At 71.5% G+C, this 12,273-nt stretch carries 10 protein-coding genes; 6 read left to right on the forward strand and 4 right to left on the reverse strand.

The window, feature by feature from the left end; genetic code table 11:
- Positions 1–336: 336 nt before the first annotated feature.
- Complete coding sequence (locus OG776_RS24095) at positions 337–1,608, reverse strand: M6 family metalloprotease domain-containing protein (RefSeq protein ID WP_148008879.1); 1,272 nt, start codon at positions 1,606–1,608, stop codon at positions 337–339.
- 267 nt (positions 1,609–1,875) lie between these two features.
- On the opposite strand from OG776_RS24095, the gene OG776_RS24100 reads away from it, so the two are divergent.
- Positions 1,876–2,520 carry a TetR/AcrR family transcriptional regulator gene (locus OG776_RS24100; RefSeq protein ID WP_148008878.1) on the forward strand — a complete coding sequence of 215 codons (645 nt, stop codon included), beginning with the start codon at positions 1,876–1,878 and terminating at the stop codon, positions 2,518–2,520.
- A 286-nt stretch (positions 2,521–2,806) separates the two neighbouring features.
- On the forward strand, positions 2,807–4,348 hold the full coding sequence (locus OG776_RS24105) for an MFS transporter (protein WP_148008877.1): 1,542 nt from the start codon (positions 2,807–2,809) through the stop codon (positions 4,346–4,348).
- Positions 4,349–4,505: 157 nt separating this feature from the next.
- Here the strand turns inward: OG776_RS24105 and OG776_RS24110 are convergent, their stop codons facing one another.
- The gene (locus tag OG776_RS24110; protein ID WP_148008876.1) at positions 4,506–5,015 is read right to left on the reverse strand and encodes a MarR family winged helix-turn-helix transcriptional regulator; all 510 of its coding nucleotides are present in this window, start codon (positions 5,013–5,015) and stop codon (positions 4,506–4,508) included.
- A 128-nt stretch (positions 5,016–5,143) separates the two neighbouring features.
- Here OG776_RS24110 and OG776_RS24115 point away from each other — a divergent pair, with 128 nt between their 5' ends.
- Entirely contained in the window at positions 5,144–5,956 is an 813-nt protein-coding gene (locus OG776_RS24115; protein WP_148008875.1) for a dioxygenase family protein, read from the forward strand.
- Positions 5,957–6,014: 58 nt separating this feature from the next.
- Here the strand turns inward: OG776_RS24115 and OG776_RS24120 are convergent, their stop codons facing one another.
- Positions 6,015–6,569, reverse strand: coding sequence for a GNAT family N-acetyltransferase (locus OG776_RS24120; RefSeq protein WP_148008874.1), 555 nt, complete (start codon positions 6,567–6,569; stop codon positions 6,015–6,017).
- A gap of 172 nt (positions 6,570–6,741) precedes the next feature.
- Between OG776_RS24120 and OG776_RS24125 the strand changes: the two genes are divergently transcribed.
- Positions 6,742–7,743, forward strand: coding sequence for a sigma-70 family RNA polymerase sigma factor (locus OG776_RS24125; RefSeq protein ID WP_148008873.1), 1,002 nt, complete (start codon positions 6,742–6,744; stop codon positions 7,741–7,743).
- 690 nt (positions 7,744–8,433) lie between these two features.
- Positions 8,434–9,147 (forward strand): TetR family transcriptional regulator, encoded by a 714-nt coding sequence (locus OG776_RS24130; protein WP_148009446.1) that lies wholly within the window; start codon positions 8,434–8,436, stop codon positions 9,145–9,147.
- 157 nt (positions 9,148–9,304) lie between these two features.
- On the opposite strand, the gene OG776_RS24135 is transcribed toward OG776_RS24130, so the two are convergent.
- The gene (locus OG776_RS24135; RefSeq protein WP_148008872.1) at positions 9,305–10,297 is read right to left on the reverse strand and encodes a helix-turn-helix transcriptional regulator; all 993 of its coding nucleotides are present in this window, start codon (positions 10,295–10,297) and stop codon (positions 9,305–9,307) included.
- Between the two features lie 62 nt (positions 10,298–10,359).
- On the opposite strand from OG776_RS24135, the gene OG776_RS24140 reads away from it, so the two are divergent.
- Positions 10,360–11,949: an MFS transporter gene (locus OG776_RS24140; protein WP_148008871.1), complete on the forward strand. Its 1,590-nt coding sequence runs from the start codon at positions 10,360–10,362 to the stop codon at positions 11,947–11,949.
- The last annotated feature ends 324 nt before the right edge of the window (positions 11,950–12,273 follow it).

A 12,273-nucleotide genomic window follows, 5' to 3' on the forward strand; every position in this document is an offset into this window, starting at 1 on the left:
AGGTCGGCGCGGTATCGGCGGGGGATCGGCGGGGGATCGGACGGGGATCGAAGGCGACCGGCGGAGACCGGCGGAGACCGGCGGAGACCGGCGGGGCTCTCCGGACGCGGGGGACCCGGAAGAGACACGGTAGTGCGTGACCGGTCGACTCAGCAGGTCGGCGGCCTCCGTGCCCGGTCCGGCCGGACGCTCCCGGACACCGGCCGGACGTGGGTGGAAGGCCGGCCGGACGTCGACGGGAGGCCCGCGCCCGCCCTCGACGCGCGCCCGGCACGGGCACTGGCGCCGGCGCGGATACGAGAACCCGGCACCCCCGCGCACGCCCCCGCGGCGGCCTCAGCTCCGTGTCACGGACACCTGGTAGTCCCCGGCGGAGTCCGTCCCCGTGACCGCCACCGTGACGCCGGTCCTCGGGTCCTTGAAGGACTCGCCGGGGGTGAAGGTCGCGTCGGAGAGTTCCGCGTGGACGTTGGGGCTGCGGGTGCAGCCGCCGCTGTTCTCGTGGGAGTCGTAGACGGTGATGGGGCCGCTCCCGGTGTCGACGCCCGCGTCGACCTTGTAGACGAGGATGCCGGGGCGGCAGACCGCGGTGTCGTTGCCCCCGCCGGTGCGCAGTTCGAGGGCGAAGCCCGTCCGGGCGCCGGTGGGGACGAAGACGAGCTTGGCGCCGCCCGGCCGGGACAGCGGGGTGAGCGTGTACCGCGTGGTCCCGGGCCGTGCGGCGCAGCCGACCTGCGTGTCGTCGAGCCAGCCCAGTTTCCATTTGTGCCAGCCGAGCAGATCGTTGTCGGCGCCCCAGTCCTCGCTCATGATGTCCCAGTGGCCGACCGAGCCGCCGCCGTCCTGGGTGTAGAGGTCGGGCAGGCCGAAGGTGTGCCCGTTCTCGTGGGGGAGCACCCGGTAACCGGTGTCGGCGTAGGAGCCGGAGCCGTCGTCCTGGCGGCTGTAGACGAAGGACGCGTTGGAGACGGCGACGCCGTCGGCGACCGGGGCCTCGGCGTTGCCGGCGAAGGTGACGGACAGGACGGTGTCCAGGGCGGAGGGCCCGGCGTTCGGCGTCACCAGCACGTTCAGAAGGTCGTACGCGTGGAAGTCCACCTCGGGGTCGGCCGCCGCCACGATGTCCTGGACCAGGCCGCGGTACCCGGGATCGAAGGGGGCGCCGCGTTCTATGCCGTACGCGCTGAAGGGCTTCGGCATGCGCAGCCAGTGGCGTATCGGGGTCTCGGGGCGGTAGTCGAGGCGGCCGTAGGAGCTGGTGCGGAACCAGTCCTGGGTCTGCGGGAAGAACTCGCCCAGCCGGTCGAGCGCGCTGCCCTGACCGGGCGCGTCGGAGAAGTCGACCATCAGGGTGAGGGCCCGGACCGTGCCGGTGGAGCGGGCGTAGCCGGGCAGGGTGGGTATCCCTTCCCCCATCTGTACGCCCTTCGAGCCGCTGATCATGCAGGGACCGAGTGCTGTCGAGCGGCCCGCCGTGGAGCCCGCCGCCGTGGAGCCCGCCGTGAGGTGCCCGGTGCCGGCGGAGGTGCTGACCGCCAGCGTCAGAAGGGTCACCGTGGCCAGGGCGGCCACGCGGCGCCGGCGTATCCGGTGGCAGGTCGGCTCCATGCAGGGGTCCTTCGCTCACGGCAGCCGCCCGTTCACCGACTGCGCCCTGTGCGATCACCCTGTGTCTGCGGATGCGCGGGCGCTCGCTGGAGGAGCCCGATCGTGGGTTTCTCGGCGAAGGAGGTGTGACGCGGGTCACAGGAAATGGGGGGAGGTCGGGGAAATAACCGGGGATGGTTTCCCCGTTTGGCATAGGTGTCCGAGTGAAACGGGGAGCGAATCCCCGGATCGCACCCAGATTCCCTACCTGCTTCCGAGGAGGACGCCGTGGAGACCGCCACCCCCGTGAAGCGTCGGATGCCCCGGCCCCGGGCCGATGCGCTGCGCAACCGGGAGCGGATCGTCGCCGCCGCACGCGAGATGTTCGTCGAGTTCGGCTCCGAGGTGCCGTTCGACGAGATCGCCCGCCGTGCCGGTGTCGGCAACGCCACGGTGTACCGCAACTTCCCCGACCGCGACGCGCTCGCGCGAGAGGTCGTCTGCTCGGTCATGGACCGCACGTCGGAGTGGATCGAGGCGGCACTCGCCGAGGGCGGCGACGCCTTCGACGCGCTGAGCCGCTTCGTGCACTTCGCGGCGGACGAGCGGATCGGCGCCCTGTGCCCCATGCTCTCCACGGCCTTCGGTCACAACCACCCGGATCTGTACGCGGCGCGGGAGCGGACCGTGCACCTGATCGAAGCGCTGATGAAGCGTGCCCGGGAGGCCGGCCAACTGCGCTCCGACGTGGAGTCCGGTGACCTGATGGTCGCCGTCAGCCAGCTCACCCGGCCGCTGCCCGGCACCGCGTGCCAGGGCATCGACCGGTTCGTACACCGTCATCTGCAGCTGTTCCTGGACGGTCTGCGGGCACCGGCCCGCTCCGAACTGCCCGGAGTGGCGGCCACCATGGAGGGCCTGAGAACAGCCTGACCGATCCCGAGCGACGAGTGCGGGGCGCGACACCGGTCGACAGTCCGGCCGCCCGGCCGTCCGACCGCCGGCCCGTGACCCGCGGCCCCCAGTCCATAGCCCGTAGTCCGTGATCCATGACCTCCCGTTCATGAGCCCGTAGTCCCAGGCGCGTAGTTCATGACGCACAGTCCGGCAGCCCGTGATCCGGGTTCCGGACGTCCCCGAAGCCTTCGGCCGTCGACGAGGACGAGCCGTCTCTTTCCCTCACCTTTTTTCACTGCGAAGTACCGGAGTGGGTATCCCCATGTCTTCATCAGCAACACCGACAGCGGCGGCGGCAGCGGCCGACGCGCATTCCAACCGCTGGAAGGCCCTCGCCTTCATCGCGCTCGCCCAGCTGATGGTCGTCCTCGACGCGACCATCGTGAACATCGCGCTGCCCTCCGCCCAGCGTGACCTGGGAATATCGGACGGCAACCGGCAGTGGGTCATCACGGCCTACGCCCTCGCCTTCGGCGGCCTGCTCCTCTTCGGCGGCCGCATCGCCGACCTGTGGGGCCGCAAGCGCACCTTCGTCACCGGCCTGATCGGCTTCGCCGGCGCCTCCGCGCTCGGCGGTGCCGCACAGGGCGAGGCCCTGCTGCTCGGCGCCCGTGCCCTGCAGGGCGCGTTCGGCGCGCTGCTCGCGCCCGCCGCGCTCTCCCTGCTCGCCGTGATGTTCACGGACGCCAAGGAGCGCGCCAAGGCCTTCGGCATCTACGGTGCGATCGCCGGTGGTGGCGGTGCCGTGGGTCTGATCCTGGGCGGATTCCTCACCGAGTACCTGAACTGGCGCTGGACGTTCTTCGTGAACATCCCGTTCGCGATCATCGCCGCGCTCGGCGCCTACTTCGTCATCCGTGAGCCGGCCGGCGGCCGCAACCGTTCGGCGCTCGACATCCCGGGCGTGGTCCTGTCCACCCTCGGCCTGGTCTCCCTCGTCTACGGCTTCACCCGCGCCGAGTCGGCCGGCTGGAGCGACTCCAGCACGATCGGCCTGTTCGTCGCCGCGGTGGTCCTGCTCGCCTCCTTCGTCCTCGTCGAGTCCAAGGTCAAGGCCCCGCTGCTGCCCCTGCGCGTGGTCATCGACCGCAACCGCGGCGGTGTCTACCTCTCCCTCGGCCTCGCGATCATCGCGATGTTCGGCCTGTTCCTCTTCCTGACCTACTACCTGCAGATCGTGAAGGGCTACTCGCCGGTGAAGACCGGCTTCGCCTTCCTGCCGATGATCGCGGGCATGATCACGGGCTCCACGCAGATCGGCGCCCGCCTGATGACCCGGGTCCCGCCCCGGCTGCTGATGGCCCCCGGCTTCCTGACCGCCGCGATCGGCATGCTGCTGCTGACCCAGATGGAGATCGGTTCCTCGTACGCGGGTCTGCTGCTCCCGGCCCAGCTGCTGCTCGGCCTCGGCATGGGTACGGCGTTCATGCCGGCCATGTCCCTGGCCACGTACGGTGTCCAGCCGCAGGACGCCGGTGTCGCCTCCGCGATGGTCAACACCTCGCAGCAGGTCGGCGGCGCGATCGGTACGGCGCTGCTGAACACGATCGCCGCCTCGGCGACCACCTCGTACATCGCCGACCACATCGGTGGTGCCACCTCCAAGCCGCAGCAGCAGCTGGTCCAGCTGCAGGGTCTGGTGGACGGGTACACCAACGCGATCTGGTTCGCCGTCGGCATCCTGGTGGTCGCCGCCACGATCGCCGTGACCCTCGTCAACACCGGCCGCCCGGACATGTCGTCGACCGTCGGCTCCGGTGAGGGCAGCGAGGACGAGATCAAGGTGCCGGTGATCGCCCACTGATCACCCGTCCCCCGGGTACTTCGCGTACGGGCGCGGGGTGGGGACGCCTCGCCCGTACGAATCCCAGGGTCCGCCCCGGTTCCGACCTCGTCGGAGCCGGGGCGGACCCGCGTCCGCGTCCGGTCCGCGCGCGTCCGGCGGGGCGTCGCCGCGGTGGCTACCGCAGCCAGGGCAGGTCCGCGCCCGCGTCCTTCGGCTGGAGTCCCTCGGCGATGACGCGCATGGCGTCGCCGAGGGCCTGGTGCTGTTCGGGGGTGAGCCGGTCGAAGAAGGCCTGGCGTACGGCGCTGACATGGCCCGGGGCGGCCTTGCGCAGCATCTCCCGGCCGTCGTCGGTGAGCACCGCGAACTGGCCGCGCTTGTCGGAGGGACAGTCCTCCCGGCGCACCCAGCCGTTCTTCTCCAGACGGGCGATCGCGTGCGAGAGCCGGGAGCGGGTGATCTTGGCGCTCATGGCCAGCTCGGTCATCCTCAGGCGCCGGCGCGGCGCCTCCTCCAGCTGGACGAGCAGACCGTAGTAGACGTGCGGCATTCCCGCGTCGCGCTGCAGCTGCCGGTCGAGATGGTCCTCGAGGAGGGTCGCGGCGTGCATGTAGGCACGCCAGGTGCGCTGTTCCTCGTCGGTGAGCCAGCGCGGCTCTTCGGCCGGTGCGGATGCCGTGTTCATGTACTCCACTGTACGAGCCTCTTCTTGAATATTGAACAAGTCAGGGGTAGAGTCCGGGATAAAAGCTTGAGAGTTCAAACAACTGGCTGATCGGTCCTACGACGAATCCCCCGGAGGGAGTAGCCGCCATGTCTGTCGCCCCGTCTGACGTCACCGAGGAGCGCGCCCCGCAGGAGCGCATGCCCGCTCTCTATCTCAGTCATGGCGCCCCGCCGCTGGCCGACGACCCGGTGTGGCCCGGCCAGCTGGCCGCCTGGTCCGCCGAACTGCCCCGCCCCAAGGCGATCCTGATGGTCTCCGCCCACTGGGAGGAGGCGCCGCTGGCGCTCGGCGCGGTGGAGACCGTACCGCTCGTGTACGACTTCTGGGGCTTCCCCGAGCACTACTACCGCGTGCGCTACGCGGCCCCCGGTGCTCCCCGGCTCGCCGAGTCCGTCCGCAAGCTGCTGCGCGCACCCGGTGTCCCCGTCCAGGACATCCCGGACCGGGGCCTCGACCACGGCGCCTACGTGCCCCTGGTCGAGATGTTCCCGGAGGCCGACATCCCCGTCCTGCAGATCTCGATGCCGACCCTCGATCCGGTGAAGCTGATGGACATCGGCCGCAGACTCGCCCCTCTTCGTGACGAGGGCGTCCTGATCGTCGGCTCCGGATTCTTCACCCACAACCTGGCGGCGCTGCGGCAGGGCGGCGTCCCGTCCTGGTCGGCGGAGTTCGACGACTGGGGCCACCGGGCGCTGGACGCCCACGACTGGGACGCGCTGCTCGACTTCACCCGCAAGTCGCCGGCCGGGCAGCTGGCCCACCCCCGGACCGAGCACTTCGCCCCGCTGTTCGTGACGATGGGCGCGGCCGACGCCACGGGGGAGCTCGACGGTCAGAAGTCCGTGATCGACGGCTTCTGGATGGGGCTGGCGAAACGGTCGGTCCAGTTCGGCTGAGTCCGCCTCGGGCCCGGCGGCCCGGCCCGGGGGCGGGACCCGGTCGTCCTCGGACGGTTCAGAGGTCCTTCTCGTACCAGGCGACGTCCCAGTAGCGGCCGAACTTCCGGCCCACCTCCCGGTACGTGCCGACGTGCCGGAACCCGAAGCGTTCGTGCAGCCGCACGGACGCCTCGTTGGGCTGGGCGACGCCCGCGTACGCGCGATGCAGGTCCTCACCGGCGAGCGCCCTGAAGAGCGCCTCGTAGAGGAGCGTGCCGACGCCGCGGCCCCCGGCGCCGGGGGCGAGGTAGACGGAGACCTCCACCGAGGTCGCGTAGGCGGGCTTCGGGCGGAAGCCGCTGGACGTGGCGTATCCCAGAATCCGACCGGCCGGCCCCGCGCCCGCCGGTCCCGCGCCCCCCGGCCCTGGGGCCGTGTCCGTGGCAACCATCAGGCGGTGTGGGCCGTCTTGCAGGTGGGAGAGCAGCCACGGACGGCGCTCCTCCGGTGTGAGGACCACGGTGTCGAACGTGCAGGGCGTCTCCCGTACGTAGTGGTTGTAGATCTCGGTGAGAGAGTCGAGATCGCCCTCGGTTCCGGCTCTGACCTGCACATCTGTACGTTCTGGCATCGTCTGACCCCCTGCTGTGGCGGCATAGGGTACTGCATGGTCAGAAAAATAGGGGATCGGGTTGGGAATTCTGTCCGGATTCCAGTCGTTGTTTCCTTCGGATGCCGGGCACTCGGATGAGTGGCCGATCCGCCACCAGGACCCGCAAGCCAACCATCGCAAGGGAGCACGCATGGCAACCCGTGCCGTCGCCCGTCGTCAGTCCGCCACCGGCGAGACCGGCGACGCGGCCCGCAGTGTTCGCGCCGGAGGCGGCGAAATCGCCGACCGCGACCTGGTCGGCATGTACCTCGACGAGATCGCGCGCACACCCCTGCTCGACGCCGCCAAGGAAGTCGAGCTGTCCCAGACCATCGAGGCGGGTGTGTTCGCGCGGCAGATCATCGACGGCGAGGTGGATGCCCCCAAGGCGGACGCGACCCGTGAGGAACTAGAGGCGCTCATCGCCGAGGGCGAGCGGGCCAAGGACGTCTTCATCCGCTCCAACCTGCGGCTGGTCGTCGCGGTGGCGCGCCGCTACCCGCGCAGCGGCCTCCCGCTGCTGGACCTGATCCAGGAGGGCAACGCGGGCCTGGTGCGCGCCGTCGAGAAGTTCGACTACCGCAAGGGCTTCAAGTTCTCGACCTACGCGACGTGGTGGATCCGTCAGGCCATCACCCGGTCCATAGCCGACCAGTCGCGCACGATCCGGCTGCCCGTGCACCTCGTCGAGGAGCTGGGCCGGATCCGGCGTGTGCAGCGCGAGTTCAACCGGAAGAACGGACGCGAGCCCGATCACACGGAGATCGCCGCCGAGCTGGACTCGACCCCGGAGCGCGTCGGTGACGTCCTGGACTGGGCCCGCGACCCGGTCTCGCTGAACATGGCGGTCGACGACGACGGCGACACCCAGTTCGGCGACCTCCTGGAGGACACCTCCGCCGTGTCGCCCGAGCAGTCGGTGCTGACGCTGCTGCGCAGCGAGGAGCTGGACGACCTGATCGGCCGCCTCGACCAGCGCACGGCCTCGATCATCAAGATGCGGTACGGCATCGAGGACGGCCGCGAGCGCACGCTCACCGAGGTCGGCAAGGAGCACGGTCTCACCCGTGAGCGCATCCGCCAGATCGAGAAGCACGCGCTGCTGGAGCTGAAGAAACTGGCCCGTGACACGGGCTTCGACGCGGCGGCCTGACGAGGCCGGCGGGACGCGGGTGCCGTGACGGCGGTCACGTGACGAGAGCGACGTAATGAGGAGGCGCGGTTCGCGCGGTTCGTGCGGTTCATACCGGTCCGTTCCGCGTATGGTTCGTAGGGATCGAAGCACCCGCCCGGCAGGTCCGGGCGGTGCCACCGGTCCGTATCCGCTCGAGGGCGGCCACAGCCGGCCGCACATGGCCGTGTAACGCCGCTTCAACACGCTGGGCCCGGGGCACAAGACCTCAGGGCCCAGGGTTCAGGGTCCCGGGCGCAGCCCCAGACCCCCCAGAACCGAGTCCCGACGCACTCCCCCCCCGCGCCGGGACTCTTCCAGAGCCGAGCTTCGGCGCCTTCCCCCCCCTGGCGCCGGGGCTCGGCTCCTTTTTGTCCTCGTGTCCGTCCTCGTGCCTGCCCTGTGTTCGTCATGACCGTCCTCGTCGCTGTCCTCGTGCGGGGGAGGCCGACGGGTTCCGGGCAGGCCGACGGGCCACCCCGTACCTGAACCCCGGGGTGACCCGGATGGCAGAGTCTGCCACAAAGGCATAACCTGCCGACCGTGACCGGTACCGAACGCACGGCCTCCGCCGCCCGTGCCTCTGCCGCCCACGCCGGGAACTCCCTCCACGAGGGTGCCGGTGCCGTCGCCGGTCTCTCGCTGACGGAGCGGCGGAAGGCCGCCACCCGGATGGAGATCGCCCGCGCCGCGGCGGAACTCTTCATGAGGCACGGACTGCGGGCCACCCGCGCCGAGGACGTCGCCCGCGCCGCCGGGGTGGCGCCGCGCACCTTCTACCGCTACTTCGCCTCCAAGGAGGAGGCCCTCGGCCCGCTGTTCTCCGCGGGCGCCGAGAAGTGGGCCGAGGCGGTACGCGACGCCCCGGCCGGCCTGTCCGTCCCCGACGCGCTGCGCCACGCGGTCGTCCGGACCCTCACCCCCGGGGTCGGGGTGCGGCCTGAGTCCATGGAGTGGGTCCGCTCCCTGCTCCGCCTGGCCGAGGGGAGCCCCGCCCTGCGCAGAGTGTGGGGCGAGGCGTGCCAGGGGGCGGAGCGCACGCTGGTGGAGGTCCTGGCGGCGCGGCTCTCCGCGACACGGGACGCCGTGGAGGCCGGAGCGCGCGGCGGCGCGGTGCCGGCGGACGGGGAGGCGTCCGCAGGCGCGGTGTCCGGCGATGCGGCCTCCGGTGGGGCGGTGTTCGGTGGGGCGGTGTCCCGGGGCGCGGGCCCGTACGTGGCGGCCGCCGGGGTCCGGTTCGGTGCCGCGGTCGCCGGTGCGGCGGTGCGCGTGGCGGTGGAGACCTGGGCCGCCGGGGACGATCCGGCCGACGGCCCCGCCGGGCCGGTACCGCGAGCGCTGAGCCACCTCGAGGCGCTGCGCGACTTCCCCTGGGACGCCGCCTGAACGGGCACGGCCCGGGACCGGCGTGTCGGCGCACCCCGACACGTCTCGTATCCCCGGCGAATCGGGCGCACTCGGCGCACGCGGCATGTCCGGCGCACTCGGTGTGCCCGGCCTGCCCGGCGTCCCCCTTGCCTCGCCGTGTCCGGGGAGCGGCATCTCACCCGACGACGTTCTCGTAGTCCTCCGCCCCGCCCGTCGCCCGCGTCAGGCGTTCGCCCAAGTCCCTTATGTGGCGCACCAGTTCCGAGGGCCGGTGGACCGTGAACTCGCAGTCGACCAGGGCGATCCGCACGGCCAGCCACTCCACCGAGTCGCCGGAGGAGGTCCGCAGCCGGCAGCTGTGCTCGTCGATCGGTTCGGGTGAGCCGAGCCACCGGGGCAGCCGGGCCGCGACGAACGCGGCGGGCGCGGCGAAGGTGACGTCGAACTCGTACGTCTCCTGGCGCCGGTACACCGACTGACGCAGATACTCCGCGGCGTTCCCGGTCGGCAGCTCGCGCGGTGTGAAGCGGACGCCCGTCGCGAAGGGTTCGCTGACGCGGTCGACGCGGAAGGTGCGCCAGTCGGCGCGGTCGAGGTCGTAGGCCACGAGGTACCAGCGACGGCCGGTGGACACCAGCCGGTAGGGCTCGGCCTGCCGCCGCGAGGCCGTCCCGTCCCCGGAGCGGTAGGCGAACCGCAGCCGCTCGTGGCCGGCCACCGAGGAGGCGATCACGGTCAGGGTCTCGGGTGCGATGCTCGCCCCGTCGCCGCTGGTCAGCGGGGTGGTCGCGGCCTGCAGGGTGGACACGCGGTGCCGCAGCCGGGACGGCAGCACCTGCTCCAGTTTGGCAAGGGCCCGTACGGACGCCTCGTCCACGCCCTCGACCGCGTGCCCGGCGCCCGCCCGCAGACCCACCGCGATGGCCACCGCCTCCTCGTCGTCGAGCACCAGCGGAGGCATCGCCTTGCCCGCCACCAGCCGGTACCCGCCGTCGGCGCCCTTCGTCGCCTGCACGGGATAGCCCAGCTCGCGGAGCCGGTCGATGTCGCGGCGAACGGTGCGCCGGGACACCCCGAGCCGCTCCGACAGCTCACCGCCGGGCCACTCGCGGGGCGTCTGGAGGAGCGAGAGCAGCTGGAGAAGCCGGGCGGGCGTGTCCGTCGTCATGTTTCCCAGCGTGCCGCACATCTAGGACACGATCTGGCCTAACGGGCCCTTACGTTTCTCCCATGACCTCCACGGACACCCCTCCCCTCGGCGCGGCCGAGCAGACGCACGGCCCGGGCGGCGCGGCCGACCGGCGGCGCTGGTTCGCGCTGGCCATCGTGATGACCGCGGCCTTCATGGACCTGGTCGACGTCACGATCGTCAACATCGCCATCCCCTCGATCCAGCGGGACGAGGGTGCCTCGTTCAGCCAGATCCAGTGGATCACCGCCGGCTACGCGCTGGCCTTCGCCGCCGGGCTCATCACGGGTGGACGGCTCGGCGACATCCACGGCCGCAAGCGGGTCTTCCTCCTCGGCATAGGAGGATTCACGGTCGCCTCGGCGCTGTGCGGCTTCGCCGCGAACCCGGAGATGCTGGTGGCCTCCCGGATCCTCCAAGGCGGGATGGCCGCGATGATGGTGCCGCAGGTGCTGTCGATCGTGCACGCCACCTTCCCGGCGCACGAGCGGGGGAAGGTCTTCGGTCTCTTCGGTGCGGTCATCGGCCTGGGGGCCGTGTCCGGTCCGCTCCTCGGCGCGCTGCTCACCGAGTGGAACCTGTTCGGCCTGGAGTGGAGGCCGATCTTCCTGATCAACCTGCCGGTGGGGGTGGCCGCGCTGATCCTGGGACGGCGCTTCATCGGTGAGTCCAGGGCCCCGAAGGCCCTCAAGCTCGACCTCGTCGGCGTGGCCCTCGTGACGCTGGCCCTGCTGATGCTGCTCTACCCCCTGACCCGCGGGCGCGAGCTGGGCTGGCCGCTGTGGGGACATCTGTCGATGGCGGGATCCCTCGTCGTGTTCGGGGGACTGGTGATGTACGAGAGGCGGAAGGCCGCACGGGACGGGTCGCCGCTGATCGAGATGTCGCTGTTCCGGGTGAAGAGCTTCGCGGCCGGCATCGCGGTGCAGACCGTCTTCGGGGTGGCCCTCGGCGTCTTCTTCCTGGTCTGGACGCTGTACATGCAGGTCGGGCTCGGCTGGAGCGCACTGCGGGCGGGACTGACCGGGGTGCCGTTCTCGATCGCGGTCTCGGCCGCGGCCGGTATGTCGGTCCAGCTGCTCGTCCCGCGTTTCGGGCGCAAGGTGCTGCAGGCGGGCGCGCTGATCATGGCGGTCGGCGTCCTGCTCTACATCTGGGAGTCCGACCGGTACGGCATGTCCATCGCCTCCTGGCAGATGGCCCTTCCGCTGGTCGTCATGGGCGCGGGCATGGGCTTCATCGTGGCCCCGCTGACCGACGCGGTGCTGTCGGAGGTGCCGCGCGAGCACGCCGGTTCGGCCTCCGGTCTCATCAACACCGTGCAGCAGATGGGCAACGCGCTCGGCCTCGGACTGGTCTCGGTCCTCTTCTTCGGCCGCATCGCCGACCGGCTCACCCCGCCTCAGGTTGGCCCGGCCTTCGGGAACGCCTTCGAGTACGCGCTGGGCTGGGTCGCGGCGGTCATGGCGGCCATCTTCCTGCTGATGTTCGCCCTGCCGAAGCGGCCGGCACAGCACGTGGAGGGCATGGCCGAGGATTCCCCGGCCGACGCGCGGGACGGCGGGTCGGGTCCGGTGGGGGGTGCCGCGGTGTCCGACCCCGAGGACAGCCGGCCGGCGATGACGGGCTGATCCTCCCGGGACGTCCGGCGGCGAGCGCCCGCCGAGGGTCCGCGCCCAGGTCACGTGCCCGTTCTCCGTCACCGGAGGGCGGGCACGGGCCGTTGGGCGCGGGCGGTGTCCAGGTGCGAGCCTCGGACGCTCCCTCGGGTTCTGCCGATGCCTGCGTGAGCCCCCTGCGCTCTTCTCCGGTTCCGGTTCCGGCTCCGGCTTCTGTCCCTGGCGGACGCCCGCGGGACCGGACGGCCGTCGGTGAGAGCCCGGCACCGCGTGCCACTCCCTGCCTCCGGGCCGCCCCCTCACGAAGCATGGATGCCCGTTTGTGTCCGTCGCGTA

It is taken from the genome of Streptomyces sp. NBC_01689 (assembly GCF_036250675.1).
In the GTDB taxonomy this organism is placed as follows: Bacteria; Actinomycetota; Actinomycetes; order Streptomycetales; family Streptomycetaceae; genus Streptomyces.

Coding starts and splice junctions, on each gene's coding strand:
- OG776_RS24095 (WP_148008879.1), bottom strand. CDS start 1,608: ATGGAGCCGACCTGCCACCGGATACGCCGGCGCCGCGTGGCCGCCCTG.
- OG776_RS24105 (WP_148008877.1), top strand. CDS start 2,807: ATGTCTTCATCAGCAACACCGACAGCGGCGGCGGCAGCGGCCGACGCG.
- OG776_RS24110 (WP_148008876.1), bottom strand. CDS start 5,015: ATGAACACGGCATCCGCACCGGCCGAAGAGCCGCGCTGGCTCACCGAC.
- OG776_RS24115 (WP_148008875.1), top strand. CDS start 5,144: ATGTCTGTCGCCCCGTCTGACGTCACCGAGGAGCGCGCCCCGCAGGAG.
- OG776_RS24120 (WP_148008874.1), bottom strand. CDS start 6,569: ATGCCAGAACGTACAGATGTGCAGGTCAGAGCCGGAACCGAGGGCGAT.
- OG776_RS24125 (WP_148008873.1), top strand. CDS start 6,742: ATGGCAACCCGTGCCGTCGCCCGTCGTCAGTCCGCCACCGGCGAGACC.
- OG776_RS24130 (WP_148009446.1), top strand. CDS start 8,434: ATGGAGATCGCCCGCGCCGCGGCGGAACTCTTCATGAGGCACGGACTG.
- OG776_RS24135 (WP_148008872.1), bottom strand. CDS start 10,297: ATGACGACGGACACGCCCGCCCGGCTTCTCCAGCTGCTCTCGCTCCTC.
- OG776_RS24140 (WP_148008871.1), top strand. CDS start 10,360: ATGACCTCCACGGACACCCCTCCCCTCGGCGCGGCCGAGCAGACGCAC.